At 58.5% G+C, this 26,005-nt stretch carries 23 protein-coding genes; 9 read left to right on the plus strand and 14 right to left on the minus strand.

All coding sequences use genetic code 11. The annotated features are described in order from the left end of the window. Window positions 1-3: 3 nt before the first annotated feature. Window positions 4-1,320 (plus strand): phosphate regulon sensor histidine kinase PhoR, encoded by a 1,317-nt coding sequence (gene phoR, locus ACTRWH_RS01785; protein ID WP_041332498.1) that lies wholly within the window; start codon window positions 4-6, stop codon window positions 1,318-1,320. 18 nt (window positions 1,321-1,338) lie between these two features. On the opposite strand, the gene ACTRWH_RS01790 is transcribed toward phoR, so the two are convergent. Continuing rightward, window positions 1,339-2,196 carry a response regulator gene (locus ACTRWH_RS01790; protein ID WP_036210776.1) on the minus strand — a complete coding sequence of 286 codons (858 nt, stop codon included), beginning with the start codon at window positions 2,194-2,196 and terminating at the stop codon, window positions 1,339-1,341. A 287-nt stretch (window positions 2,197-2,483) separates the two neighbouring features. Here ACTRWH_RS01790 and ACTRWH_RS01795 point away from each other — a divergent pair, with 287 nt between their 5' ends. The 3 genes from ACTRWH_RS01795 (at window position 2,484) to ACTRWH_RS01805 (ending at window position 5,501) form a co-directional block, all read left to right on the plus strand. After that, window positions 2,484-3,686, plus strand: a complete 1,203-nt coding sequence (locus ACTRWH_RS01795) for a lytic murein transglycosylase (RefSeq protein WP_369810877.1) — start codon at window positions 2,484-2,486, stop codon at window positions 3,684-3,686. A gap of 88 nt (window positions 3,687-3,774) precedes the next feature. Next, window positions 3,775-4,806, plus strand: a complete 1,032-nt coding sequence (locus ACTRWH_RS01800; RefSeq protein WP_126811361.1) for a metal-dependent hydrolase — start codon at window positions 3,775-3,777, stop codon at window positions 4,804-4,806. Window positions 4,807-4,808: 2 nt separating this feature from the next. Then, entirely contained in the window at window positions 4,809-5,501 is a 693-nt protein-coding gene (locus ACTRWH_RS01805; RefSeq protein WP_127401920.1) for a pseudouridine synthase, read from the plus strand. Here ACTRWH_RS01805 and ACTRWH_RS01810 read toward each other — a convergent pair whose 3' ends face one another. Next, window positions 5,502-5,981: an asparaginase domain-containing protein gene (locus ACTRWH_RS01810; protein WP_036210766.1), complete on the minus strand. Its 480-nt coding sequence runs from the start codon at window positions 5,979-5,981 to the stop codon at window positions 5,502-5,504. It lies immediately after the preceding gene. A 26-nt stretch (window positions 5,982-6,007) separates the two neighbouring features. Then, window positions 6,008-6,922, minus strand: a complete 915-nt coding sequence (pbpG, locus tag ACTRWH_RS01815) for a D-alanyl-D-alanine endopeptidase (RefSeq protein ID WP_126811353.1) — start codon at window positions 6,920-6,922, stop codon at window positions 6,008-6,010. A gap of 255 nt (window positions 6,923-7,177) precedes the next feature. Here pbpG and ACTRWH_RS01820 point away from each other — a divergent pair, with 255 nt between their 5' ends. Beyond that, on the plus strand, window positions 7,178-8,812 hold the full coding sequence (locus ACTRWH_RS01820) for an EAL domain-containing protein (RefSeq protein ID WP_075194191.1): 1,635 nt from the start codon (window positions 7,178-7,180) through the stop codon (window positions 8,810-8,812). 5 nt (window positions 8,813-8,817) lie between these two features. Here the strand turns inward: ACTRWH_RS01820 and ilvD are convergent, their stop codons facing one another. Beyond that, window positions 8,818-10,494, minus strand: a complete 1,677-nt coding sequence (ilvD, locus tag ACTRWH_RS01825) for a dihydroxy-acid dehydratase (protein WP_041332496.1) — start codon at window positions 10,492-10,494, stop codon at window positions 8,818-8,820. Between the two features lie 246 nt (window positions 10,495-10,740). Between ilvD and ACTRWH_RS01830 the strand changes: the two genes are divergently transcribed. Next, window positions 10,741-11,367, plus strand: a complete 627-nt coding sequence (locus tag ACTRWH_RS01830) for an HPP family protein (protein WP_007154975.1) — start codon at window positions 10,741-10,743, stop codon at window positions 11,365-11,367. Further along, a complete protein-coding gene (locus ACTRWH_RS01835) occupies window positions 11,364-11,759 on the plus strand; it encodes a glutaredoxin family protein (RefSeq protein WP_036210756.1) in 396 nt (131 codons plus the stop codon). Before ACTRWH_RS01830 ends, ACTRWH_RS01835 begins: the two co-directional genes overlap by 4 nt. Before the next feature lie 29 nt (window positions 11,760-11,788). On the opposite strand, the gene ACTRWH_RS01840 is transcribed toward ACTRWH_RS01835, so the two are convergent. The 4 genes from ACTRWH_RS01840 to ald form a co-directional block, all read right to left on the minus strand. Continuing rightward, window positions 11,789-13,528 carry an alkaline phosphatase D family protein gene (locus tag ACTRWH_RS01840; protein WP_462825817.1) on the minus strand — a complete coding sequence of 580 codons (1,740 nt, stop codon included), beginning with the start codon at window positions 13,526-13,528 and terminating at the stop codon, window positions 11,789-11,791. 113 nt (window positions 13,529-13,641) lie between these two features. Next, the gene (locus tag ACTRWH_RS01845) at window positions 13,642-14,253 is read right to left on the minus strand and encodes a Yip1 family protein (RefSeq protein WP_036210751.1); all 612 of its coding nucleotides are present in this window, start codon (window positions 14,251-14,253) and stop codon (window positions 13,642-13,644) included. A gap of 153 nt (window positions 14,254-14,406) precedes the next feature. Next, window positions 14,407-14,979 (minus strand): glutathione S-transferase family protein, encoded by a 573-nt coding sequence (locus ACTRWH_RS01850; protein WP_036210748.1) that lies wholly within the window; start codon window positions 14,977-14,979, stop codon window positions 14,407-14,409. Window positions 14,980-15,008: 29 nt separating this feature from the next. Then, window positions 15,009-16,121: an alanine dehydrogenase gene (gene ald / locus ACTRWH_RS01855; protein ID WP_091642539.1), complete on the minus strand. Its 1,113-nt coding sequence runs from the start codon at window positions 16,119-16,121 to the stop codon at window positions 15,009-15,011. 159 nt (window positions 16,122-16,280) lie between these two features. Between ald and ACTRWH_RS01860 the strand changes: the two genes are divergently transcribed. Next, window positions 16,281-17,096: a dienelactone hydrolase family protein gene (locus ACTRWH_RS01860; protein ID WP_085678667.1), complete on the plus strand. Its 816-nt coding sequence runs from the start codon at window positions 16,281-16,283 to the stop codon at window positions 17,094-17,096. A gap of 10 nt (window positions 17,097-17,106) precedes the next feature. Here ACTRWH_RS01860 and ACTRWH_RS01865 read toward each other — a convergent pair whose 3' ends face one another. From ACTRWH_RS01865 to cysZ, 6 genes are all read right to left on the minus strand, one after another. Next, window positions 17,107-17,802 (minus strand): lysophospholipid acyltransferase family protein, encoded by a 696-nt coding sequence (locus ACTRWH_RS01865; RefSeq protein WP_151983034.1) that lies wholly within the window; start codon window positions 17,800-17,802, stop codon window positions 17,107-17,109. 139 nt (window positions 17,803-17,941) lie between these two features. Further along, complete coding sequence (locus ACTRWH_RS01870; protein WP_007154967.1) at window positions 17,942-18,148, minus strand: cold-shock protein; 207 nt, start codon at window positions 18,146-18,148, stop codon at window positions 17,942-17,944. Window positions 18,149-18,387: 239 nt separating this feature from the next. Next, the gene (gene crcB, locus ACTRWH_RS01875; protein ID WP_036210736.1) at window positions 18,388-18,768 is read right to left on the minus strand and encodes a fluoride efflux transporter CrcB; all 381 of its coding nucleotides are present in this window, start codon (window positions 18,766-18,768) and stop codon (window positions 18,388-18,390) included. 77 nt (window positions 18,769-18,845) lie between these two features. Next, entirely contained in the window at window positions 18,846-21,299 is a 2,454-nt protein-coding gene (locus tag ACTRWH_RS01880; RefSeq protein ID WP_462825868.1) for an acyl-CoA dehydrogenase, read from the minus strand. A gap of 103 nt (window positions 21,300-21,402) precedes the next feature. After that, a complete protein-coding gene (gene rapA, locus ACTRWH_RS01885) occupies window positions 21,403-24,267 on the minus strand; it encodes an RNA polymerase-associated protein RapA (RefSeq protein ID WP_449287705.1) in 2,865 nt (954 codons plus the stop codon). 35 nt (window positions 24,268-24,302) lie between these two features. Continuing rightward, complete coding sequence (gene cysZ / locus ACTRWH_RS01890) at window positions 24,303-25,058, minus strand: sulfate transporter CysZ (protein WP_036211891.1); 756 nt, start codon at window positions 25,056-25,058, stop codon at window positions 24,303-24,305. Between the two features lie 84 nt (window positions 25,059-25,142). On the opposite strand from cysZ, the gene ACTRWH_RS01895 reads away from it, so the two are divergent. Then, window positions 25,143-25,556 carry a VanZ family protein gene (locus ACTRWH_RS01895; RefSeq protein WP_462825818.1) on the plus strand — a complete coding sequence of 138 codons (414 nt, stop codon included), beginning with the start codon at window positions 25,143-25,145 and terminating at the stop codon, window positions 25,554-25,556. Window positions 25,557-26,005 lie beyond the last annotated feature (449 nt).

Consider the following 26,005-nt stretch of genomic DNA (forward strand, 5'->3'; position numbering starts at 1 on the left):
GTAATGCAACACAACTGGTCAAAGTACCTGCGATGGATTATCACGCTCCTGATAGCCTGCACGGCCGTCGGGCTTTTCTTTGGCGAGCCCCTCTACGGGCTGACGGCAGGGCTGCTGGCTTACCTGTGGTGGACTCTGGCCCAGGCCAAACGTCTGTACCATTGGCTCGGCAATCCCAGCGGCAGTGACGAAGCCCCTCAGAGTGTTGGTCTCTGGGGCGACATCTTCGACGGCCTACACAGGCTTCACCAGAACCACCTACGCACCCAGGACAAACTTCGCGCCCAGATCAACCGGGTCCAGGAGTCCACCAATGCCATGCGGGATGGTGTGATCATGACCGACTCGCGGGGCGCCATGGAGTGGTGGAACGGCTCAGCGGAGCATCTTCTGGGCTTTCGTCGCAGTTCGGACCGCGGGCAGTTTATTCACAACCTGATCCGCAACCCCGCGTTCAAGGCCTACTTCGACTCCCGCGACTACCGGGAACCATTGGAACTGAACTCACCCGCAAAACCGCACATTCACCTGCAAATCCAGATCAGCCTGTTTGGCGACGACGACCGCCTGATTGTGGCCAAGGACGTAACCCGCCTGTACCAGCTTGAACAGATGCGACGGGATTTCGTTGGCAACGTCTCCCATGAGATGAGAACACCCCTGACGGTGATCAGCGGCTACCTGGAAACCCTGGTGGACAACGCCGACGACCTGCCGCCCAAATGGCGGCGCGCCATCAACACCATGGCGCAGCAGTCCTCGCGCATGGAAGCGTTGATTACCGACCTGATATTGCTGTCCAGAATTGAAACCGGCGAGCAAACCATCAACGATGCGGTCACGGATTTACAGGCGATGATCCAGCAGATCTGCCACGACGCCAAGGCCCTCAGCGGCGACCAGGGCCACGAATTCAACGTCAGCATTGGCGATCGCCATCTGCTGAGGGGCGACGAAAGCCAACTGCGCAGCGCCTTCTCCAACCTGATTTTCAACGCCGTGAAGTACACACCTGCCGGTGGACTCATCACCATCATCTGGAAAACGGACCGCGACGGCGGGCATCTGTCAGTGAAAGATACCGGTATCGGTATAGACCCGGTTCATATCCCACGGCTTACCGAGCGGTTCTATCGCGCCGACCCCAGCCGACACAAGGAGACCGGTGGCACCGGCCTGGGGCTGGCGATCGTCAAGCATGTATTGCTCAACCATGACGGTAACCTGGAAATTCGAAGCCGGATTGGCGACGGCAGCGAATTCATCTGCCACTTCCCCCGGGAACGATTGGCGGAAAGGCTTCCTGAGACCGCGTCCTGATTGGGATAGCTTTCGTGGCTAACCGCCGCTGCGGAAACGGGCGATAAAACGGGACAGGTCTTCCAGCTTTTTCGGGTCTTCGTCCACAAATCGGATGGTCACGCCCACAAAATCCGTGTCCTGGCGTTTGTCCACCGCCTGCAACTGGTGGACGTAACCATTAAGCCGCGCTACCTGCCCTTCGGCCACTTCGATATCCACCACAGCCTGATCAAGGATGCCCGGAAACTGCTGGTCCCGCTTGGCGATCACCCGCACTTCCGTGAGGGTGATGTCCTTGACGACTGAGCGCAGAGTGCTGTCTGAAAAACGCACCGACGCCACGCTCATTGGCGGCCTGGCTGTCGACCCGGAGGCAGAGGACGTGGACGACTTGCTGGCACGGACTGGCGCCGGAGAAGCAGCTTCCCGCTTCTGGGTCAGCAGGCTGGCGGATTCGCGAAACGCTTCCGCCGGCCCGGCCATGGACTTCCCGCCTCGATCCATGGCGTCCTTGAGGCGGCGCCCCATCACCTTGATGATCTTATTGCTCAGGCCCTCAGGGCTGAAGGGTTTCCCCAGATACTCAGAGACTCCCCCCTTGACGGCTTCAACCACATGATCCTTGTCACCACGGCTGGTGATCATGATGAAGGGCGTTTTTTCATACTGCGGCTGTTGGCGCATCCACTGCAACAGCTCCAGACCCGACATCTCCGGCATTTCCCAGTCACAGAGGATGAGATCAAACGTTGTGCGCGACATCAGTGATTGCGCCCGGCGACCGTTCTGGGCATCCGTGGTGTCAATCACTGGAAAACGCTGACGCACCGTTCGCTTGACCAGATCCCTCACAAAGCTGGCGTCATCCACCACCAGCGCCTTCAGCGTTGCCATTTTCGGACCTTTTGTCTTTCAGAAAGTTGTCGTATCGTTCTGCAAACTATAGAACAAGCCGATGGCGGGGAATAGCGGGACTACAAAAAGACGACACATCCGATGCGGTGTGGAACACCAGGTTAAAGAATTGTCACCGGAATCCGGTAACAACAGTGTTTCAGGGCCACAAAAACAGGCTACCATGAGCCAGAAACATCCACTCCAGACCGAGGTTTAGCGTGCCGAGCATATTCACAGGGACATCAAAGAGCCAACGGACGATTCGACACCTTTCACTCAGCGGATTGTTCGTCCTGAGCAGTGCGTCCGTGTCCGCGGCCGCTGACGCCGACCTGGAAAACCGTTTCCCCCAGTGCATCGAACACCTGGAAAGCCAGGCCATCGAGGCGGGTGTGTCATCACAAACGGCGGGCGAAGTGCTGGCAGGCGCAGAATACCTGGAGCGAGTGATAGAGCTCGACCGCCGCCAGCCCGAATTCACCACCACCTTCGCGGACTACCTTAACCGCAGGGTCAACTCCGACCGGGTAAGCCGCGGGCGGGAGTTGCTGGACCAACACGAAGCACTGCTTGAACGCGTCACCCGGAAAACCGGCGTGCCCGCCCCCTATCTCGTGGCGTTCTGGGGCCTGGAAACCAACTTCGGTTCCTACTTTGGCAAGATGTCGGTGCCCAGCTCCCTCGCCACCCTGGCGTGCGACGAACGGCGCAGCCAATTCTTTACCGAACAGTTGATTGCAGCCCTGAGAATCATTGACGAGGGCGCGATACCCGCCGAGCAGATGGAGGGCTCCTGGGCAGGCGCCATGGGGCATGTGCAGTTCATGCCAACCGTCTTCCTGCGCCATGCGGTGGATGGCGACGGCGATGGCAAGCGCGACCTGTGGAACAGCCTGCCGGACGCGATGATGTCAGCCGGCCACTTTCTACAGGATCTCGGCTGGGATGGCGACTACCGCTGGGGGCGGGAGGTTCTTCTGCCCCAGGGGTTCGATTACAGCATGGCGGACGGCCGCCGACTACCCCTGGAAAAATGGCGCACCCTGGGCGTAACCGACGCCTTCGGCAATAAACTGGCGAACGAACCCATCGAAGCCGCGCTGGTGGTCCCGGCCGGGCACCGGGGGCCTGCATTCCTGGCCTACAAGAATTTTAATGTGATCATGGGCTGGAACCGCTCTGAATTCTACGCCATCGCGGTTGGACATCTGGCGGATCGCATCGCCGGTGCCGGTAAACTGCAGAACCCGCCACCGAAGGATATGCCAGCGTTGTCACGGAACAACATCCTTACCCTGCAAAAAGCGTTGAACGAGCAGGGATTTGATACCGGGAAACCGGACGGCATCCTTGGCCCCAACACGCGGTCGGCTATTCGCGGCTACCAGTCAGAAAATGGCCTCGTTGCCGACGGCTATCCCGGCGACACGGTTCTCAATGCCTTGGGGGTAGACCTGACGTCTGAAACGTCCGGGAGTGATACCTGACAGCCATCTGCCGACCATCTGGGGCGTGATCCGACAACCGATTCCGCGCATAATACCTGCCGGACTTAAATGACAAGGTGTTATCCCGATGGATTCGATTACCCAGGCGGCACTGGGCGCCTCGCTGGCCGGTGCCGTTGCCGGAAAAACCCTTGGCCGTTCAGCCCTGCTGGTCGGTGCCGTTCTCGGCACCCTTCCCGATCTGGACGTCATCATTGATTACGGCACGGCGGTCGCCAACTTTACCCAGCACCGCGGATTCAGCCACTCGCTGTTTGTCCTGCTGCCGCTGTCCGTATTGCTGGCTTTTGCATTCCATCGGTGGCGCCCCCATCTCGGCTACGGGCGTTGGTTTGCGCTCACCGCGCTTGTGCTTATGACGCACCCTCTGCTCGATGCCTTTACCACCTACGGAACCCAGTTGTTCTGGCCTATAGGACCACCTGTGGCCATCAGCAGCATTTTCATCATCGACCCGCTTTATACCCTGCCGTTACTGATCGGCATCACGGCGTTCCTCATCCGCGGGCCACAAACCAGCGCCATCATGGCCGGCCTGCTCCTTTCAACGCTTTATCTGGGGTGGAGCGCAACGGCGCAACAAATCATCCAGGAACGGGTTGGCCCCACGCTGGCCAAGGAAGGCCTGGAAGAGGCCCCACGGCTGGTTCAGCCAATGCCTTTCAATACCGTACTGTGGCGAGTGACCGTTGTGGGTGAGGAAAAACGAGTGGAAATCGTGACCGGATTCTTCGATGGCGACGGCCCCGTTACGGTGGAACACTTTCCCCGCGAACCCAGCCTGGCAAAGGCCGCCACGTCATTACCAGAAGGCCAGCGACTGGACTGGTTTACGCGTGGTTTCCTGCACTACGACATGGACGGCGACCAGCTCACGGCCACCGATATCCGCCTGGGCATCCCCGGGGCGCATCCCTTCACCTTCATACTCGCCAAGTACCATGGCGACCGTCTTGAGCCAGAGCCCAGTTCACAGCTGGAGCGTCCGGCGATTGGCGGGGAGCTCCTCGGCGTGCTCTGGTCGCGAATGACGGGTTCTGCGGAGGTACTGTGCCTTGCCAGCCTAACGCTGCCGCCGCCAGGAGAAGGGTGTACCTGAGCATGCGCCTGGATTATTTCGTTGCCAACGCGACCACCCTGTCGCGCCGCGATGCGAAAAAAACCATCAGTTCAGGCCGAATCCGGGTGGACGGGCAGATCTGTCGCAAATCCTCTTCTCCGGTGGCCGCAGACACCCGGGTTTCCCTCGATGACCAGCCGCTGTCACTGCCAGGAGAGCGGTACCTGATGCTGCACAAGCCTGCCGGTGTCATCAGTGCCACCACCGACAGTCAGCAGCCCACGGCGCTGGACCTGCTGCCCGCAGATGTCCGCCACGGGCTCCACATCGCCGGGCGGCTGGACGCCGACACCACCGGGCTCCTGCTGCTGACCACCGATGGCCAATGGTCACACCGCATCACATCGCCCCGGGTGAAATGCCCCAAGACCTACCGGGTGACGCTCGCCGAACCCATTGATGACCTCGCCATCACGCAACTGCAACAGGGTGTATTACTGCACGGTGAGTCGCGGCCAACCAGACCTGCCGATGTCCATTTACTCAATGCCGGGGAAATTGACCTGACGTTGTCGGAAGGGCGTTACCACCAGGTCAAACGAATGCTGGCGGCGGTGGGTAACCATGTGACGGGATTGCACCGATGGCGTGTCGGCCCCCTCGTACTCGACAACTCACTGGCGCCGGGAGAATACCGGGAACTAACCACGGAGGAAGTGAACAGCCTGGGCTGATCAGGTGCGTTCGAAGCGCTGGGCCTTCAGGTTTTTGCGCACGGAACCTGCCTCGAACACCTCGCCGTTCATGGCGATATAAACCCCGTGAGGCAATAGCTGGACCGCCGCCCATGCATAGCCGATATTGAAAACCGCGTCACTCCGGCGCATACGTGCCGGCTGCATGGCGCCAAACAACACAATGGTTTTCCCTTTCACCGACAGCAGCTCTCTGGCGGTTTCCGGCATGGTATCGGTACCGTGGGTGATCAGTATGCGCTCGGCGTTACACTGACTGACGGCGGTTCTGATGACCTCCCGGTCGCCGTCCGTGATTTCCAGACTGTCCTTGCGCAGTAACCCGTGCAGGGTATAGCCGTCATGGATGTTGGACTCCGCCAACAGCTCCGCAATCAGACTATCGCCAATCTCAAACTCGCTGTTGGCATCGAAATACACCTTGTCGATGGTGCCACCGGTGGTGAATATCTCAATCATACGCTGCGTTCCCGATTCGCCAGAGGTCAGTTCACGCTCACGGATGCACCATCCGAAGCGGCATAAGCTGCGTTCTTTTTCCGCTCATACGCACGCGCGGCCGCAGCAACACTGCCACCGGCGCCGGTGGTCAGCCATCGTTTGATCCGGCCCGCATCCCCCATCGGTGAACGGGTGCCCAGAGAATCAAGCAGCACCGTTACCAACGGCTTGCCATCCAGTTCAAACAGCATAACGAGGCAACGGCCAGCTTCGGACAGATAGCCCGTTTTACTGATCCCCACGCCCCAACTGTCACGATGAACCAGGACATTGGTATTCCCGAACGCCAGTCGATATCTGGGTTGGCGGAACTGGGCGGTGAAATAGCGGGTGGTGGAATACTCCCGTATCTGTGGGTATTGGCTGGCCGCCCTGACCAGGCGAACCAGATCCGCCGCGGTGGAACGATTGTCAACCGACAACCCAGTGGGATCCACGAAGGTTGTTTTCAGCATTCCCAACTCAACGGCCTTGGCATTCATCGCTTCGATAAAGGCGTCATACCCACCGGGATGGTGTCTTGCCAGGGTATGGGCCGCAAAATTCTCTGACGACATCAGTGCAATACGCAGTACGTCAGAGCGTCTGAGCTCGGAGCTCACACGAATACGGGTATAGGCATTCGCCGGAGCGGGAATATGGCGCTCCCGGAAGTCCAGCCATTCGGTCAGGGGCTCGCCGGACTCCATCACCACCAGCGCAGTCATCAATTTGGTGATGGACGCGATGGGCACCCGTCGATCCGCATTCTTGCCGTAAACCAGCCCCTCATCGTCGGCATAGGCCACAGCTGCGTTAACGGATGCCAATTGCAACTCGGACCTCTCGATCGCCATCGCCCGGGAAACGTTGAGCAAACACAGGACTGTCAGCGCCAGGACAATGGCCGTTCGGATCATTGGTCAAACCTTGTTATGTGTCATTACGGTGTCAGCCTTTCACTATACCAGCCAAATTGGCGGCTGGCTCCGGGTAGGCCAGGGTAAAAGTATTAACGGGATCGGACACAGAATTCATTCAGGCGTTTAAAACATCAAATGCAAAACCGTATAAAATCGCGTAAAATTACATTGAAATCATATTGTTACACAATATTTCACAAGGTAACCATAGTGTAACAAGCCCTCCGGGAAACGAGCAGGACAACCAAGCGAATGGATTCAACCGGACCCGAAACGACGCAGAAAATCGCCAGTACGCCCCTGCCCTTTGATGCGAGCAATGGCTTCTACCGCTGGCTACCCCTGATCGTGTTGATCTTTGCCATTGCCTACGGATGGCTGCTTGCGTTGCTGACTCCCCAGGCACTGGGCAGCGTCCACTGGTTATCGAGCCTGGAAACGGGTTTGCCTCAGGACCTGATGGCGTTGGTACGGCAAGTATTTATCGGCGGGATTCTGGCGTTTGCACTGCTGTTCAACCTGGCAGTTGTGTTTATGCTACAGCGGCCCGGCCTCGCGTGGCTCAGTGTGTTCATGGCCGGTGTCCTGCACTGCCAATTGGTTCTGGAACAGTTTGGCCTTTGGTTTATCTGGCCCGACCAGCCGCAGTACAACGCATTGCTGCACATCAGTCTGCCGCTGTGCCTGATCGCACTGTGTGAATTCACGCCGCACTTCCTGCCGCTGGGCCGTCGTTCCCGGCGAATCATTCACGTCATCAGTCTGCTGGCTTTCCTGCATCTACTGGCGACGCCGGTGAACATTCCGGGTGTTGGCGAAGCGTCTTTCCTCGGCCTGGCCCTCGCTGGTGGCGCGTTTATCCTGCTGGTGGTTCTGAGCCAGATTCGTCAGCACGTCCTTGCACGCTATTATGGGCTTGCCTTCCTCGCCATACTGGTCGGGGCCGTGATCTCTTTTTTACATACAACGGGTTGGGCGCCGAGCACCAGCTTTGCGGAGTCCGCGTTCTTCCTTGGCGCTGCCGCAGGCTCGGTCATCCTGACAACCGGAGCCGCCAGCCTGCTCTCTTCCGCGGGGGCCGCATCAGCGAACGACAGCCGGGGACTCCCTGGGTACGACCCGGCCCTAACCGAGCGGCAAGACCAGCAACAACGGTTAATGCTGGAGGTGGAAAACGGACTCGCCCGCAACAGTATGTGGCTGGAATACCAGCCCAAAGTGCGCATTCGAGACGCCAAAGTTCGTTCGGTGGAAGCCCTGATACGCTGGCATCACCCGGAGTTCGGGTATGTACCACCAGACCAGTGGATTCCCCAGGCCGAACAGGTGGGGGTGATCTATCCTGTGACGCTTTGGGTCATTGAACGGGCCTGCAGCGAATACCCCCACCTGACAGCCCGCTACGGCGACGAGCTGGCCATCGCCGTCAACATTTCCGCCACGGACCTGACTCATGCTGGCTTCGAGGAGAAGGTAACCAACATCATCACCCGTCACAACATTCAGGCGAAAGACCTGATACTGGAGATTACGGAAACCGCGATGATGACCGATCCAGAGGCTTCCCGCCGTATGATTCACACCCTGAACCGAAAAGGGTTCCGAATTGCCATGGACGATTTCGGGACCGGCCATTCATCACTGGGCACACTGGCAAGCTTTGAACTGGATGAGCTCAAGATAGATCGCAGTTTCCTGAAAGACATTCTCGACCACCCTACGCGCCAGCGAATCTTCCGTGCGACCCTCGAGCTGGGTGAAGCACTGGACCTGGATGTGGTGGTTGAAGGTGTTGAAGATGAGGCCGTGGTGCGCTGGTTACAGCAATTCCCGGACCTCTACGGGCAGGGCTTTTTTTGGGGCAAGCCTGAACCGGCCTGCCCCTGACGCACTCAGGGCTTGTCCGTCACTGCGCCTTCCGAGGCGGAGCTTACGGTACGCGCGTACTTAGCCAGCACCCCGCGGGTAAACCTGGGAGCCGGTGCCGTCCATGCCTGTCGGCGGCGTTCCATTTCCTGCTCCGAAACATCCAGCTCAATACGGTTAGCCACCGCATCAATGGTGATGGTGTCACCATTTTCCACCAGCGCAATCGGGCCCCCTTCGGCGGCTTCCGGTGTAATATGACCAACCACGAAACCGTGGCTGCCACCGGAAAAACGCCCATCGGTAATCAACGCCACATCGCTGCCCAGGCCCTTGCCCATGATGGCCGAGGTAGGCGTCAGCATTTCCCGCATGCCCGGGCCGCCTTTGGGCCCCTCAAACCGGATCACCAACACATCCCCGGCCACAACAGTGCCGTCCATGATCCGCTCCTGGGCCTCTTCCTCAGACTGGAACACCCGTGCACGACCAGTGAAATGAGTGCCCTCCTTGCCGGTGATCTTGGCCACCGCACCAGTGGGCGCCAGGTTGCCGTAAAGGATACGCAGATGACTATCCGCCTTGATGGGGTCATCAAAGGCATGAATGATGTCCTGGCTTGCCGGGTACGGAGCCACGTCTTTCAGGTTGTCCGCCAGTGTCTGGCCGGTGACCGTCATGCAGTCGCCATGGAGCATGCCACGGTCGAGCAACATCTTCATCAATGGCTGGATACCGCCAATGGCCACCAGTTCTGACATCATGTAGTGACCGCTGGGGCGCAGGTCCGCCAGCACAGGAACCCGCTTGCCGATTTCCACGAAGTCATCCAGCGACAAGTCAACGCCAACGGTACTGGCCATGGCAATAAGGTGCAGCACCGCGTTGGTGGAGCCACCCAGGGCAATCACCACGGTGATGGCATTCTCGAACGCCTCACGGGTCATGATGTCCGATGGCTTCAGGTCTTTCTCCAGCAGGTTGAGCACCGCCGCGCCCGCCGCCCTGCAGTCTGCCGCCTTGGTCTCGGAAATAGCGTTCTGGGCAGAACTGCCCGGCAGGCTCATGCCCATGGCTTCGATCGCCGAGGCCATGGTGTTGGCGGTGTACATCCCGCCGCAGGAGCCTGGGCCCGGAATCGCGGTTTCCTCGATCTGTTTGACCTCAATCAGGTCCAGATCACCTCGGGCATGGGCACCCACCGCCTCGAACACAGAGATGATGTCGGTGTGATTCTCGCCGGGCATGATGGTGCCGCCATAGACAAATACCGACGGCCGGTTCAGCCGCGCCAGACCCATCATGCAGCCGGGCATGTTCTTGTCGCAGCCGCCGATGGCAACCAGGCCATCAAAACCTTCACAACCAGCCACGGTTTCAATGGAGTCGGCAATGACTTCCCGCGACACCAGAGAGTACTTCATACCCTCGGTGCCGTTGGCGATGCCGTCCGATACCGTGATGGTGTTGAACGTCAGGCTCTTGCCCCCGGCCTCGTCGGCACCAGCAGCGGATTCCTCCGCCAGTTGGTTGATGTGCATATTGCAGGGCGTCAGGTTGCTCCAGGTCGAGGCAATACCGATCTGGGGTTTGCGAAAATCTTCATCGGTAAACCCCACGGCCCGCAACATGGCGCGGCTTGCCGACTTGCCCAGGCCGTCGACCACGGGCGCGGAATAACGGCGGCGTTTGTCTTCTGTCATTACTGTGCTCTCCTGAATGTCCGGTTAGCCCGGCCTTGTTTCTGTCATTAACAAAAGACTGTCAGAAACGCCCGGCGACAGCAATACAACGCCCCAGGGAATACCTTACGCCCTTCTGCTCAGAAGCATCAGTGAACCTTTGCCAGTCGCTCACGGTTATCGGAAATAGCGATTTGCCTTGTGCAGGGTCAGGGCTTACTATCACGCACCTTTTTGGTGCAAATGATTCAGGTTAACGAGAGAGCAATGGGACGCAGAAACGAACGACTGCGCTGGCAGTTAGCCAGTGGTCTGCTAAAGGTGTTTCATCTTGAACAGCTGACGAACCGATACAGCCGCCGAACTGTAATGGCGGGGTTTAGCCTGATCAACGGCACACTGAGTATCGCGCTTGTTTCCTTTATCGCACTGGTTACTCAGGAAGCCTTCATATTCCCGTCGCTGGGCGCCACGGCGTTTATACTGTTCCACGTTCCGCTCGCGGAACCGGCCTCTCCGCGCAATACCTTTTGCGGCCACCTCATCGGTGCGTTGATGGGGCTGTTCAGTCTTCATATTTTTGGTCTACAGGACCAGGCCTCCGCATTTTTACACGGAGTCGATCTGCCAAGGGTCGGCGCTTCGGCTTTATCCCTCGGCCTGACCGGCTGCCTGATGGTACTATTCCGTGTCGTGCATCCGCCGGCCGGAGCCACTGCGCTTATCGTATCACTCGGCCTGATGCCTGATCCGGCACAACTGCCCGTCCTGATGGCTGGCGTTTGCCTGCTTCTGGCACACGCTTATTGCATGAACAGGCTGTCGGGCATTCCCTATCCGGTTTGGTCTGCAACGAAATCCACCCCATCGACTGGAGCAGTATCGAGTCCATGAGAATCATCATCCGCTATTTTTTCCGTACCCTTCGGCTGATCCTGACCCCCTTCATGCTGATCAGCGAGAAGTTGAGCACACCCAAGGGCATCACGCGCACGCCTGACGCACAGGCAAAGGTGGACAGTGCCTGCGAAGACCTCGCGCTTTACCAGTTTACGGCTTGCCCGTTCTGCATCAAGGTCCGTAAGGAAATTGCGCGCCTGGGCCTCAACATCGAAACCCGTGACGCACAGCATGACGGCGAACGCCGCTCAGAGCTGGAAGCCGGCGGCGGTCACGTCAAGGTGCCCTGCCTGCGAATTCGGCAGGATGACGGCAAGGATCAGTGGCTGTACGAATCCGACGACATCAAACTGTGGTTGCAACGGCAGTTCGAACCCGCCGCCTGAATCATTCGGCAGCGGGTTTACAGATGCCGTCAACCGGGCGTTACCAGTGAACGGTTGCCCGGCCCCGGCAAGGTCTGCCGTGCAGCATTGCGACCACTGACAATCTCGTAGTTACGGTCTTTGACGGTGCTGACGAAGCGCCAGTCCGCCCTCGCCTCGTCGGGTGTAAATGTCACCAGCATATAGCCCCGCTGGTTCACGTTCAGGTAGTCGAGATCGTCCACCAGAAGCTCAATAGCCGCCTCGGCATCGGGTATGGTCGCTTCAGGCAACTGGAGATAGTCTTCAAGACCGGGGGAAGAAACCCCCGGCGTGGCGAACTCCACACCCACCTGGTCACCATTGCCGGTTTTCAGGTTGCTGGCCCAGGCGTTGTGGGTATCCCCGGCCAGTACCACGAGGTTCTTTTGTAGTTGCCTCGCCGTTTCCAGGATCACCTCTCGTTCCACGTAGTAGCCGTCCCAGGCGTCCAGGTTGTAGGGCAGCACGGTTTCAATCCGGGCAATTTCCTCGTCGGTCAACGAGGGATCTCCAGCCAGGTAGCGACCCTTGAGGCCAGCCAGCTCCGCGAACAGGGGCAGCAACACAGATGGGTCAGGGTTGATGATGCCGGCCAGAAGCTCCGCGGGCAGCGTCATCCGTCCCATCAACACCTGCTGCCCCAGCACCTGCCAGGTGGCGGTTGAAGTTGCCAGCGCATTCTCAAGCCAAAGCCGCTGCTCGGCACCCAGCATGGTACGGTTCGGGTCGCCTACATCTGCAGCAAACCGGGCCGCGTCAATGCCATCCTGGGTCAGGTAATCAGTGTAAGCCAGTTGCTCGTCGCGGCCGATGATCCGTGTATCCAGCATGTGCAGGTTCACCAGGTCGCCAAAGCGGAAGCTGCGGGAGATGGTTTCCTGGTCTCCGTCCGTGACCGGCCGGATCGGCATCCATTCAAAGTAGGCCCGCAGGGCATCGAGTTTACGGTCACTGAAATCACCCTCATCGGCGTTGTGGTTCTCAGCCCCGTTCCTCCAGGTGTCGTTGGCTACTTCGTGGTCATCCCAGACCGTGATGAACGGCACCTTGCGGTGCAACTCCCTCAAATGATCATCGCCCCGGTAAATCGCGTAGCGATGGCGGTAATCCTCCAGAGTAATGAGCTCACGGTTATTCGACGCAGGGAACGTACGGCCCATGGCTTCTGCCTGCGCCGCGCCATAGCTATCCGGGTCGCTGTCATACTCATAGAGATAATCCCCCAGATGCAACACGGCATCCAGGTTATCCAGGCCCGCGATTTCCCGATACACGTTGAAGTAGCCGGCGGGGTAATTGGAGCAGGACACCACCGCGAACCTCACCTGGCTCACCGAGCCTTCAGGAAGGGTCTGCGTCATACCGGTCGGGGAGGTGCTTCTGGCGGTGCGGAAACGATAGTAATAGCGCTGACCTGGCATCAGGCCCCGAACATCCACCTTGAAGGTGTAGTCGTGCTGAGCCGAGGCGCGCGAGCGACCGGAATGAGTCATGCTCCGGAAGTCAGCGTCGGTAGAAACTTCCCAGGCGATGTCCACGTCCCGCCCGGAATCGTCGTCCGGTACGGCACGAGTCCAGAGGATCACGCCATCCTGCAGGGGGTCGCCACTGGCAACGCCCTGAGAGAAGCGGATATCACGTTTGTCGCTGCTGTCGAGTATGCATCCGGCCAGCCCTGTGGATATGGCAACAGCGCCCATGCCCATAGCGGATGCTTTCAGGAAGTCCCTTCGGCTCAATCGTTTCATACCTTTCCCTGCCCTAGTTTAGTGGTCAGGTAAAAGGTAGCGCCAAAGTGTAACGACAGGATGACGGATGGCGACATCCTGAATAGCAAATCACGACAGGCCGGGCAAAGCCGCTACCCTTCGACGAAGACCGGCCCCAGGCCATAGTTCCAGAGGATGACGGAACCCACACGGGTTGACACCAGAATGACCAGCGCCACGGTCAACAGGGCACCGGCATACATCACCGCCTGGTCCTTGGGAATGCCCATGACAATCGGCAGGCCATCGTACATCAGCCAGGCGCCATAACAGGCCGCCGCCAGGAAGACCAGGGCATTGAACCAGGGCACCGGATAGAGCAACGCAAAACCGGCGAGGAACAGCGGCGTACAGGAATAAGCCGCCAACGCAATGCCATTGGAAGGAACGGTTTCTTCATGGGCGCCATATGTCCGAGCCATCCAGTTGATGGCGAACCCCAGGGCAAACACCCCCACCAGCATGGCCAGATAGGTCAGAACGCTTAGCTGTATCGCACTGACTTCCGTGAGCTTTATGACGCGCTCACCGCTCACCGTCCAACCGATATGAGCCGTGGAAATGTAGGCACAGATCGGCGCTATCGCGCCAAGCAACAGCACATAGGCAACATAGAGCCGCCGGGGAGGTGCGTGTTCCTTGCGGATCTCGGCCCACTCGGCATCGGGATGGGTGAACAGACCAAATGCGTGATTCAGGAGCATGGCTTTACCCCCTTGAGGTAATTTTATTATTGGTTGAATGGATACGCCTCACGGGCCTGGAAAGATCAGGCCACGCTACCCTCAACTATAGCCTAGAAACGCAAGTGTTAAAGCCACCTTGTCTTTTATTGCCAATCACTTCCCGACAAAACCTTACGCTTTTCTCGGGTCGGTAGCGGCGACAAGCGGCTGATCACGATGCTGATCCCTGAACCCGAGCAGACTCTCAATGCCGGCAAAATCCACCAGGTCCCGGAACTCGATCCAGTCCACCAGACAATAGAGGCAGATGGCGGGGTAGTTCCATTGGGCGAATTGGCCATCGTCCACCATGGCCGCCAGGGTTCTGAACGTCATCATGATGCGTTCACGCTGGAGGTTGAAAAACATCAGGTCTTCGTTGGTATCGATGCCCGAACGGGCCGACAGCAGCAGGATCACCGCAGAATCGTTGGCAGCGTCAATCAGCGTCAGCTGGTTTTCCTGGTCCCAGGTCAACGGCACCATGCCCTGCTTTTCGCTGAGGTAGCGGGCAATTACCCGGGAATCGTACACCTCCTGATTGTCGTCGATCAGCATGGGAATCTTCAGCGCCGGGTTGTTGCGCCGGAGCTCATCCCTGCCCTGACCATAGATGTCGAGGTTCACGAATTCATAGTCACTATCATCCAGTAGCAGCCTGATACGGCGAACATAGGGGGAAGTGGTGGAACCGATCAGTTTCATGAAATCTCCTTGTTTGAATGACGTTGCTATCAGAGCAGGTTGTCAGGATCTGCAAATTCATAGCCGGTGGATTCCGCCACCTCGCGGAAAGTGACCTTGCCCAGGAACACGTTGAGGCCGTTGCGCAGATGGGGGTCGTCCTTCATCGCCCTTTCCGGTCCCTTGTTGGCCAGGGCGACGATAAACGGCAGTGTTACATTATTCAGCGCCAGAGTGGAGGTTCTTGCCACCGCGCCCGGCATATTGGCGACACAGTAGTGCACCACCCCATCCACAACGTAGGTAGGCGCATCGTGCGTGGTGGGTTTCGAAGTTTCAGTACAACCGCCCTGATCAATGGCCACATCCACGATAACACTGCCTTCGGGCATACGGCTGACCATATCACGGGTCACCAGCTTGGGTGCGGACGCTCCGGGAATCAGAACGCCGCCAATGACCAGATCCGACTCGATCACCGCTTCCTCCAGGGTCGCGGCGGTTGAGAACAACGTGCTGATGCGGTTGCCATAGAGATGGTCAAGATTTCTCAGTACGTCCATATTGCGGTCGAGGACCGTTACATGGGCCCCCAGGCCAATGGCCATAGCGACAGCGTTCTGACCCACCACACCACCGCCAATCACAGTTACCCGCGCAGGGCTCACACCCGGCACACCGCCCAGCAGCACACCTCGACCGCCGAGGGATTTTTCCAGACAGTGGGCACCAGCCTGAATCGACATCCGCCCCGCCACTTCCGACATAGGGGCCAGTAGCGGCAACCGCCCGTGGCTGTCGGTGACTGTTTCATAGGCAATACAGGTTGCCCCTGACGCTACCAGGTCATCGGTCTGGGCCTGATCCGGCGCAAGGTGCAGGTAGGTAAAGAGGGTCTGGCCGGACTTCAACAAGGCTCGCTCTTCCGCCTGGGGTTCCTTGACCTTGACGATCATGTCGGCTGCCTCGAACACCGCCGTTCCGTTTTCCAGAATCTCGGCCCCGGCCTTCACATAATCATCGTCCGTGAAGCCGATGGCCGCACCAGCATTCGTCTCAACGCAAACACTGTGGCCGTGGCCACACAGCTCATGGACCGCCGCCGGTGTCATTCCCACCCGGTACTCGTGATTCTTGATCTCCTTCGGTACGCCTATCTTCATGCCTGACCCCTTGAATCCGTCGGGTAAACGATGTCTCATCGGGTAAAGTGTAGTAAAAAGGTCTGACACCGGCAGTAGCAATTGAATGCATCGGTTTAATGGGCCTCGGCGTAAAACCCGAAGCAACCCACGCAATCGACCCAAACGGAGCAGGAACCAATGAACAGATACAGGCATGCCCTGGCGGCAGCGCCGCTCTCACTCGCAGTAGCCCTTACCCTGGCAAGTGGACAGGTGACAGCCGACATGCAGACAGAAACCGTGGAGTACACCGTAAACGGCAAAACGTTTACCGGCTACATGGCCTACGACGACGAAGCCGAAGGCAAGCGCCCAGGCGTTCTGGTGGTTCACGAATGGTGGGGGCACAATGAGTTTGCCCGTGAGCAGGCGGAAAAGTTGGCAGCCGCCGGCTACACGGCCTTTGCGCTGGATATGTATGGCTCCGGCAAACTCGCCGAACATCCCGAAGATGCGCAGGCCTTTATGAAGGAGGCGACCAAGGATATTGATCAGGTCAAGGCTCGCTTCATGGCCGCCAAGGAGTTGCTCGCGAAGCACGACAGTGTCGACGGCAGCAGGATTGCCGCCCAGGGTTATTGCTTTGGCGGTGCCGTGGTACTGAACATGGCACGCTTGGGTGTGGATCTGGATGCCGTAGTCAGCTATCACGGCGCGCTGGGCAGCCCCATCAAAGCCGAAGCCGGCAAGGTTCAGCCCAGGATTCACGTCTACACCGGTGGTGCGGACAAGATGGTGCCCTCGGATCAGGTGTCCGGTCTGGTGAAAGAAATGCAGGATGCCGGGGCCGATCTAACGCTGGTCAGTTTTCCCGGTGTCATGCACTCGTTCACCAATCCGGGAGCGGATAAGGTCGCCGAGGAATTCAATATGCCCATCGCCTACGACGAGCAGGCTGCAAAACGTTCCTGGGAGGGCACCCTGCGGCTCTACGAAGACGTTTTCGGCGACTGATCGTTGCCCTTCAGAGGGCACCTTCTATGGTGCCCTTCACTTCTTCCTGAACTTCCCTCACCTCACGTCCGGCGGTGGCTACCGGCGGATGAACAATAATCTCGATCAAACCTGGCGAGAATACCGCGGTTCCCTTGGGGAGTCGGTCATGGGAGCCTCGGATCGTCACCGGTAGAACGGGTAGTTCGCCGTCGCGGGCAATGACGAACCCGCCTTTCTTGAAGGGCAGCAGTCTGCCATCCCAGGATCGGGTGCCTTCGGGAAACATCAGGATGCTGGTGCCTTCGGGCAACTGGGCGACGCCGCGCTTGATACTTTCCAGCGCATCACTGCCTTTCGATCGGTCAATGAAAAGGTTACGCGAGGTCTCCAGCGCCAGGCCAAACAGTGGCACCTTACGCAGCTCTTTCTTGATCACCCAGCGGTATTGCAGCCCCAATGCCAGCACCAGGGCCGGGGGATCAAAATAGGACGCATGGTTGCTGAGGATAACGTAGCGCTGGGCCGGGTCGATGTGCTCGCGTCCGCTGACTTCAAGGCGGATTCCGGTGAGTCTAAGCATGCACCAGGCGTATACCTGGGTGCCGTGAAAGGCGGCGTTGCCATTGCGGCCGGCAAGTGCGGCGATAACAATAGGCAGGAACAGGACCAGCGTGAGCAGTGCAGCCCAAAACAGGATCCAGACAGCTTTGAGGGTGTTCAACATAGCAGGCCCTGAGCAAACTAAGGTTGGGCGATCGCCCGACGGCAGGGGATAAAAGATGTCACATTCGGGTGGGAATCACAAAATCCACCCACAAAAAAAGGCAGCCGAGGCTGCCTTTCTGGCGGTGCCCTACTATCCGTTAGATAGCAGTAACGTTTTCCGCCTGAGGACCTTTCTGGCCCTGGGTAACGGTGAACTCAACCTGCTGGCCTTCTGCCAGGGTCTTGAAGCCGCTGCCCTGAATTGCGCTGTAGTGAACGAATACGTCCGGGCCGCCTTCACGAGTGATAAAGCCAAAGCCTTTTGCTTCGTTGAAGAACTTAACAGTGCCGGTAGTAGTAGACATACTTAAACTTCCTGAAATCAATCATTTTATCTTGCCGCCAGGCCATCGTCGTGATGCCTGATCAGCGTTTACGGAAATACAGAATTCGCGGAATCAAAAACAGGACGGTCACTACTAACTGCGGAGGTACGTCTTATTCATGAAAGCTTTACTGAATCTTTCCTACGTAAATAACTCTACTCTTTGTTTTTGGGATTGCCAAGCGTATTTTTCATTTATTCCGTACGTAGTGTTACCCATCATCCCCGGACCAGCCCGAAGGTGTAAATTCCCAGTGCTGTCATGAGGATAGAGCCAACAACATGGGCCAGAATTCCAGCCAGAGCCATGCTCCATTTGCCTTCCTGGATAGCGGAAAGCATTTCCAGGGAGAAGGTGGAGAAGGTGGTCAGGGCGCCGCAAAGGCCGGTAATGGCAAACAGGCGCCACTCCGGTGCCAACGAGGTGCCATGAACGAAATAGCCAATAAGCAGGCCAACAAGCCAGCCGCCGGAGAGGTTGGCGGCGAGGGTGCCGTAGGGAATGGCGTGGTAGCTGCTGTTGAGCCAAAGGCCCAGTGCCCATCTCAGGTTAGCGCCGATGACGGCTCCGGCGCTTACGGCCAGGATTGATAGCCACATTCCCAAATTACCTCATGATTTGGTGTCTGCCGGATATTGCCATCCGGCATCCTCAATCCAAACCCCTATACCCTCTGTCAGGCCGGGTTGTGGTCGATCAGCGTGTCTTTGTTACGAGCAAACTCGTCGAACGGGAAGTCGTCGACGGTCAGCATTTCCAGGACCACGGCTTCGTACTCGCGCATAAACTCGGCCTCTTCCTTGGTGAAGATGTCCGCTTCCAGTGCGGCTTCGAAGCGTTCTTCCGGATGCAGCGCGTCCATCGGCAACTGGCCCTTGGCATACGCCTTGGTGACTTTGCGATACAGCTGTTCGGCCTTGTCGTAATCCTTCAGCAAATAGTTGTACTGAGCAATGGGATTCTCAACCGCACCCTTGCCTTCGCCAGCCGTCGTCCAGGCTCCGGCCAACAGCTTCTCCCGCACGGGGGTATCGGTGGAGATGGCTTTTGCCAGTTTGCGGGCCAGATCATCATGGGGCTGGTCCCAACGACGGCCGAGGGGCATGGTGATGGCACGCAAGGCCATAGCGACCGGGCGGTTAGGAAGGTTCTGGAGGAATTCTTCCATGGCGGTTTCCGCTCGGTTCAGCAACAGCGCCATGCTGTACTCCATCAGGTCGCGCTCACCGTCAACCGGCTGGGTTTCATGCCAGTTCTTGAGCACCATGGAGGCCAGGTAAAGATTGGCCAGCACATCACCAAGGCGGGCGGAAATCAGCTCACGCATTTTCAGTTCCGACCCCAGCGTGGTCATCGCGGCGTCGGCACACAGGCCGAAGGCGGCGCTAAAGCGGGCCACACCCTGGGCGTATTTGCGTGCATTGTGGTCAAACGGCACGTCGGGTTTGCCGATACCCAGAGCCTGGGTGAACGCACGAGCAGCGTTGCCGAAGATCAGGCCAGCGTGGCCGAAAAAGGCATCGTCAAACGCGTCGATGTCATCGTTGTCTTTGGCCGCCAGTTCCTTCAGTACATAGGGATGACAGCGTATTGCACCCTGACCGAAGATCATCAGGCTGCGGGTCATGATGTTGGCGCCTTCCACAGTGATGGAAACCGCCGCACCACTGAAGCCGATTCCCAGGTAGTTGCGGGGGCCAAGGGTGACCGTCTTACCACCATGCACATCCATAGCGTCGGTCAGGACACCGCGCTGGAATTCGGTCAGGTGATACTTGAGAATCGCCGACGGTACCGCCGGTTTTTCGCCTTTGTCGATCATGTTCGCGGTGTGGTTCACTGCCGACTGGGCGATGTAGGTCTTGGCAGCAATGCGGGCCAGAGGCTCCTGCACGCCTTCCATGTCTGCCACCGGGGTATTGAACTGGCGACGGATGCGGGTGAAGCCGCCAGCGGTGCCCACTGAGTAGGCAGCCGCTCCGGCCGCGCCGGATGGCAAGGTGATGCAGCGTCCGACGGACAGACACTCAACCAGCATGCGCCAGCCCTGCCCGGCCATTTCCTGGCCACCGATGATGTAATCCAGCGGAATGAACACGTCGGTGCCCTTGATGGGGCCGTTCATGAATGGTGTGCCGATGGGACAATGCCGGCGGCCGATTTCCATGCCCTTGGTATTGCGGGGAATCAGCGCACAGGTAATCCCATAGTCCTTGGTGTCACCGAGCAGCCCGTCGGGGTCGAACATGCGGAAGGCGAGACCAACCACAGTCGCAACCGGCGCCAGGGTAATCCAGCGTTTCTCGAAGTTGAGACGCAGGCCCAGCACTTCCTTGCCCTCGAACTCGCCCTTGCAGACCACACCGGTGTCCGGCAGCGAGGTGGCGTCGGAACCGGCGCGGGGGCCAGTCAGGCCGAAGCAGGGAATTTCGCGACCATCCGCCAACCGGGGCAGATAGTGATTCTTCTGTTCGTCGGTGCCGTACTTGACCAGTAGCTCACCAGGGCCGAGGGAGTTGGGCACGCCCACGGTGACCATCAGCATTTCGTTGGCCGCCAGCTTCTGCAACACCGCTGTCTGGGCCTTGGCGGAGAAGTGCAGGCCGCCGTATTCCTCGGGAATGATCATGCCGAAGAATTTTTCTTTCTTGAGGAACTCCCACAAATCCGCCGGCAGATCAGCACGTTCAACGGCCAGGTCCCAGGCGTTACACATGGAAATGGCCTGGGTGCACTGGTTGTCCACAAAAGCCTGCTCTTTCTCAGACAGGCCCGTGTTGCGGTTGATCAGCAGGCTGTGCCAGTCGGGGCGCCCGGTAAACAGCTCGCCATCCCAACTGACGGTCCCCGCTTCCAGGGCCACTTTTTCGGTATCGGACACCTTGGGAGCCACTTTCTTGAACATGGCGAATACCCGCGGGGTCAGCCAGCTCCGGCGAAATCCCGGCAGACCTGCAGCGGCGGTAACGGCGGCGCCGATAAACAGTATGAACGCGAGCAATCCCGACGCCAGGAAAAGCGAAAGCACGCCTGTTACCACCATCACCCCGATAGCGGGTTTGGCACCGGATTCCTTGCGCATCACAACAAGAAGGCCGGTAACAGCAGCAAGAAACAGTATGAAAGTCATCATGGATACTCTCTGTCGTCCGTGGTTTTGAATGTCAAAAACTACATTCTGTTACGTTCAACCTACCTGATCAGATGAATCCTGACCAGCAACTGGTTCACCATCAGGCAGTTACAATAACGCGAATGCCTTCCAGGGACAGGCTGGCCTGCCCCAGTAACGTCTCCGCGGCGTGCAACTGTTTACGGAAGAAATCGATTTCGTCGTCACGAATGGTCGGATTGACCTTCTTCATCGCCTCAAGACGCTGGATTTCCGGGCCGAACACGTCTCTGACCTGGGCCAGGGCCGACGCTCTCAGGGGCTCCAGGTGCGGCTCGGAAAGGCGTTCGGCATGATCGACCATGGTTTCCACCTGCGGGCGAATCTGCGGCACGATGGCCTGAGCGGTGCGCCTGCGGATGTTCGAGCACATGTCGTTGAGCCGGTCATGAGGCAGAGTTGCCGACAAGTCACGCCCGTTCACATCCACCAGCAGCCTCAACGGCGAGACCGGCAGGTACCGGGACAACTGCAGCGATTCAGGCGCCGGGCAATGCACGGTATACAGGGCCTCCAGCAACAGAGTGCCGGGTGGCAGCGCCTTGACCGTCATACTGGCCAAAGCCGCCTTACCCAGCCCGGAACTGGTGACCGATTCCATGATGCCGGTCACCAGCGGATGCTCCCAACTCATGAAGGCCATGTCTTCGCGCTCAAGAGCCTGCTGACGACTCCAGGTAACGGTCAGGCCGTCTTCCGGCAGCTCGGTCACGTGTCCGGCCTGGTATTGCTCGCCAGGCCTCAGCACGTCGGCATGCTCGGAATGATCCTCGACCTCAACGCCGAGGATATCGCAGGCCTCGATCATATAGTCACGAACCTGGGCGGATTCTTCCTCGGATTCGATCTGGCTGATCAACGCCTCCGCCACGTCCGGACGGCAGGAGTTAAGCTCGATGAGCGCGTCGCGGCCGTTGCGCAGCAACGTACGCAGGCGCTCGGCCTCGGCCCGCGAAGCATCCACCAGCGCCGGCAGGTCGTCCGTCGCACCATCAATGACGGCCTGCCACTGCACGGCCACATGATCGTGGACAGCGACACCCACAGAGCAACTTTCATTGAACGCGTTCACGCCGTCCTCAAACCAACGGTACTGGACCTCCTGGGCCGTTCCCTGCAGGTAGGGGATATGGATGTCGATGGTGTCGGTCTGGCCAATCCGGTCGAGCCGGCCGATGCGCTGTTCCAGCAAGTCGGGGTTGGCGGGCAGATCGAACAGGATCAGGTGATGGGCGAACTGGAAATTGCGCCCCTCACTGCCGATTTCCGAGCAGATCAGTGCCTGGGCGCCCTGTTCAGTATCAGCGAAGTAAGCTGCGGCGCGATCCCGCTCGATCAGGCTCAGATGTTCATGGAAGGCAGCGCTGCGGATACCGGCACGCAGTTGCAGGTAGTGCTCCAGAGCCATGGCGGTCGAGGCGTGGGCACAGATCACCACCACCTTGGCCGGCTTCAGGCCGGTCAGGGTCTTCTCCAGCCAGGCGACACGGGGATCTTCCGCCAGCCATTGTTCTTCGTCCACGGCCGTTTCGGGCGTTAACCCGGCTACCCCCTGACAAACATCTCCCTGCTGGTAGAGTTCCGGGCAGGGTAACGCAACCGGTAGCGGATGGCGCTCCGGGAACCCCTTGATGGCGGCGCGGGTGTTCCGGAACAGCACGCGACCGGTACCGTGACGGTCCAGCAATGCATCAACCACGGCCTGTGCCGGCTCCTGGGACGCCATCAAACCTTCCAGCTCATCACCCAGCCAGCCCTCGAGGGCTTTCCGATCCGTGTCGGAGACAGCGGTTATGCCTTGCTCTCGGATATGGGAAACCACCCCATTGATCACTTCGTACTGCTTTTCCTCTTCCCGGAAAGTCTCCAGATCGTGAAAGCGTGCCGGGTCCAGTAACCGCAAGCGAGCGAAGTGGCTGGCCACCCCCACCTGCTCCGGGGTTGCGGTCAACAGCAACAAGCCATTGCTGGCTTCTGAAAGCTGCTCAATCAGCCGATATTCAGGGCTCGCCACCTCCGGGCTCCAGGCCAGGTGATGGGCCTCATCCACCACCATCAGGTCCCAACCGGCGGCAATGGCATCCGCCTGGGCCTGTTCGCTGGTCATCAGGAAATCCAGGCTGCACAGTGCAAGCTGTTCACTCTCAAACGGGTTTTCATCGGCATCGGTCAGGTCGTCATCCTCTTCCGACAACCCCTCCAGATCCTCCATGGCCTCATACCGGCTGCGATCAATGATCGAGAATCGCAGGTTGAACCGCCGCAGCATTTCCACCAACCACTGATGCATCAATGAATCCGGCACCACGATAAGCACCCGACGGGCACGACTGGTGTGCAGCTGATAGTGAAGAATCAGGCCGGCCTCAATGGTTTTGCCCAACCCCACTTCGTCCGCCAGCAGAACCCGGGGGGCGTATCGTGTTGCCACTTCGTGGGCAATGTAAATCTGGTGTGGCAAGTGCTGCGTGCGCGCACCGATCAGGCCCTGAGCCGAGGATGCACGTAACCGGTCAAGGTGTTGCGCGGTGGCCATCCGCAGGCGAAACGCACCATTGCGATCAAACTGGCCGGCAAACAGCCGTTGGTGGGGGGCGGAAAAGTCCACGGAACTGCTGAGTTTTACCTCGGAAACATGGATCAGGTTCTCTCCGCCGTCATCGGCGTGGTACATCAGCACACCGCCGATATCCTCCACGGCCCTCACGATGTAACGTTCGCCATCGAAGGTTTCGATAGCCTCGCCAATCTGGTAGATGATCCTCGACAGCGGAGCATTGTCGATGGCGTAGGTGCGCTCCTCATCCGCCGCCGGGAAACCCAGCGTTACACGGCGGCCTGAGATGTCCGTGACAATACCAAGGCCGAGCGCGGTATCGCTGTGGCTGACCCAGCGCTGACCAATTACAAATTCCGATGTATCCAAGAAACCTCCGACAGATTTAAATCACCGTAACTGCTTTATACGTCTGTGTTCGAGGGACCGTTCTCACGCACCCAATAGGCGGTGGCACCACAAACCGCGGCAGGCACCACCACCAGGTTCAGCACCGGCACCATGGCCGCCAATGCCACCGGCAGGCCAAACCCGAGGGCCGACAGGCGAGTGTCACCCAGTAGCCGCCGCAAGGCCGGGAAACTGACCCGATGGTTGTCCGCCGGGTAGTCCACGTACTGCAGCGACATCATCCAGCAATTGAAGACGAACCACAGCACGGCCGCCACCAGATTGACCACCGGGATAACACCGATGATGAAAAGGCCAATGGCCCTGGGCAGGTAGTAGAGGATTTTCTGCACCTCCCGCCAGAGAGAGCGGGGAATATCCCGTATGATCTGGCTCCAGCCATCATCGGTGCTGACCTCCTGACCGGTCAGGTGCTTTTCCGTCAGTTCCGCGAGGTAACCGTAGAAGGGCGAGCCGATGAGGTTCGCCAGGATCACGAACCCGTAAGCCAACATCAACAGGATGACGGCGCCGTAGAGAATCCAGAACAACCAGTCGAGGCTTTGTAGCCACGCCCAATCCGGTAACCAGCTCATGGCTGTGGCAATCATCGCTGCAAAGAGTTCAGCCAGAAAGTAGAACAGCAGGCCGAATAACAGAATATTAATAACCAGAGGGATAACAACGAACAATCTTAGTCCAGGCTGCCGTATCAGCCGGAACCCTTCTCCAAGGTAACCCAGGCCGCGGAAAAAATTACCTTTCAACATACCTCGCAGCACCTCAGCTTCGATGACAGTGACGGGGCGCAAAGCATATCATGTTGCAAACTCCACCACAGCCCGACGGTGACCATGGCATTCCTGAGGCAACGCATTCTGATTCTGCTCGCGTATCAGCCTTTTTGGCGGGCAATACTGGTTCTTTCGGCCGCCGCCATCATTTACCTTGCAACCACCAGCCAACCCTACCCGATTCCCTCGGCAGCCAGCGACAAAGTCAATCACCTGCTGGCATTCTTGCAGTTGGCGGTGGTTACCCGGCTGGCCTGGCCGGGCTTGGGGAAACTGTGGATTGTCATCGGCCTGCTGGCGTTCGGGCTGGGCATTGAGCTTGTCCAGGCCCAGCTACCCTACCGCACCTTTGCCATTGCCGATATTCTCGCCGACGCTGCAGGCATTGCTATCGGGTTACTACCGTGTCCCGGATTTATAAGGCCACGCACGCAAAACGACCGTCCCATCGTTCACGCCAACAGCCGTCAATAAAGCACCACCCACCGGACTTGAGACATCAACCCGGACTTGTGTGAGATATATCCTACAAACTCGTAAGATCTTGCTGCGACATAGCGTAGGTTTCCCCGACAGGAATACCCGCCGATATCTCAATTAACTGATATTAAAGAACTTATAACAAAACCACTACCAGCACAGCTGCTCTGGCGTGCACAGTTCACATGTTTGTAAAACTGCGGTTGGTATAGTGTTTACATCAAGGATGACAGGGAAATGGACGACGCACTGGATGCACCCCGGCAATTGGATGCAGGGAGAAGCAGGGACACAGGGATGGCTCGCTTAAGGGAGACCTCTTCGGATCGCCGGCTCGGACGCCGGCACCAGGGACTGGCAAGGGAAACCGGCAACAAGGTAGTTGCCAATAGCGCAGGGACGCGACACCTGTTCCGAAAAAGGGTAACCGAAAGGTTGCCCTT

Source organism: Marinobacter sp. G5_S1_61_S3 (assembly GCF_054968585.1).

Coding starts and splice junctions, on each gene's coding strand:
- phoR (WP_041332498.1), top strand. CDS start 4: ATGCAACACAACTGGTCAAAGTACCTGCGATGGATTATCACGCTCCTG.
- ACTRWH_RS01790 (WP_036210776.1), bottom strand. CDS start 2,196: ATGGCAACGCTGAAGGCGCTGGTGGTGGATGACGCCAGCTTTGTGAGG.
- ACTRWH_RS01800 (WP_126811361.1), top strand. CDS start 3,775: ATGGATTCGATTACCCAGGCGGCACTGGGCGCCTCGCTGGCCGGTGCC.
- ACTRWH_RS01805 (WP_127401920.1), top strand. CDS start 4,809: ATGCGCCTGGATTATTTCGTTGCCAACGCGACCACCCTGTCGCGCCGC.
- ACTRWH_RS01810 (WP_036210766.1), bottom strand. CDS start 5,981: ATGATTGAGATATTCACCACCGGTGGCACCATCGACAAGGTGTATTTC.
- pbpG (WP_126811353.1), bottom strand. CDS start 6,922: ATGATCCGAACGGCCATTGTCCTGGCGCTGACAGTCCTGTGTTTGCTC.
- ACTRWH_RS01820 (WP_075194191.1), top strand. CDS start 7,178: ATGGATTCAACCGGACCCGAAACGACGCAGAAAATCGCCAGTACGCCC.
- ilvD (WP_041332496.1), bottom strand. CDS start 10,494: ATGACAGAAGACAAACGCCGCCGTTATTCCGCGCCCGTGGTCGACGGC.
- ACTRWH_RS01830 (WP_007154975.1), top strand. CDS start 10,741: ATGGGACGCAGAAACGAACGACTGCGCTGGCAGTTAGCCAGTGGTCTG.
- ACTRWH_RS01835 (WP_036210756.1), top strand. CDS start 11,364: ATGAGAATCATCATCCGCTATTTTTTCCGTACCCTTCGGCTGATCCTG.
- ACTRWH_RS01840 (WP_462825817.1), bottom strand. CDS start 13,528: ATGAAACGATTGAGCCGAAGGGACTTCCTGAAAGCATCCGCTATGGGC.
- ACTRWH_RS01845 (WP_036210751.1), bottom strand. CDS start 14,253: ATGCTCCTGAATCACGCATTTGGTCTGTTCACCCATCCCGATGCCGAG.
- ACTRWH_RS01850 (WP_036210748.1), bottom strand. CDS start 14,979: ATGAAACTGATCGGTTCCACCACTTCCCCCTATGTTCGCCGTATCAGG.
- ald (WP_091642539.1), bottom strand. CDS start 16,121: ATGAAGATAGGCGTACCGAAGGAGATCAAGAATCACGAGTACCGGGTG.
- ACTRWH_RS01860 (WP_085678667.1), top strand. CDS start 16,281: ATGAACAGATACAGGCATGCCCTGGCGGCAGCGCCGCTCTCACTCGCA.
- ACTRWH_RS01865 (WP_151983034.1), bottom strand. CDS start 17,802: ATGTTGAACACCCTCAAAGCTGTCTGGATCCTGTTTTGGGCTGCACTG.
- ACTRWH_RS01870 (WP_007154967.1), bottom strand. CDS start 18,148: ATGTCTACTACTACCGGCACTGTTAAGTTCTTCAACGAAGCAAAAGGC.
- crcB (WP_036210736.1), bottom strand. CDS start 18,768: ATGTGGCTATCAATCCTGGCCGTAAGCGCCGGAGCCGTCATCGGCGCT.
- ACTRWH_RS01880 (WP_462825868.1), bottom strand. CDS start 21,299: ATGACTTTCATACTGTTTCTTGCTGCTGTTACCGGCCTTCTTGTTGTG.
- cysZ (WP_036211891.1), bottom strand. CDS start 25,058: ATGTTGAAAGGTAATTTTTTCCGCGGCCTGGGTTACCTTGGAGAAGGG.
- ACTRWH_RS01895 (WP_462825818.1), top strand. CDS start 25,143: ATGGCATTCCTGAGGCAACGCATTCTGATTCTGCTCGCGTATCAGCCT.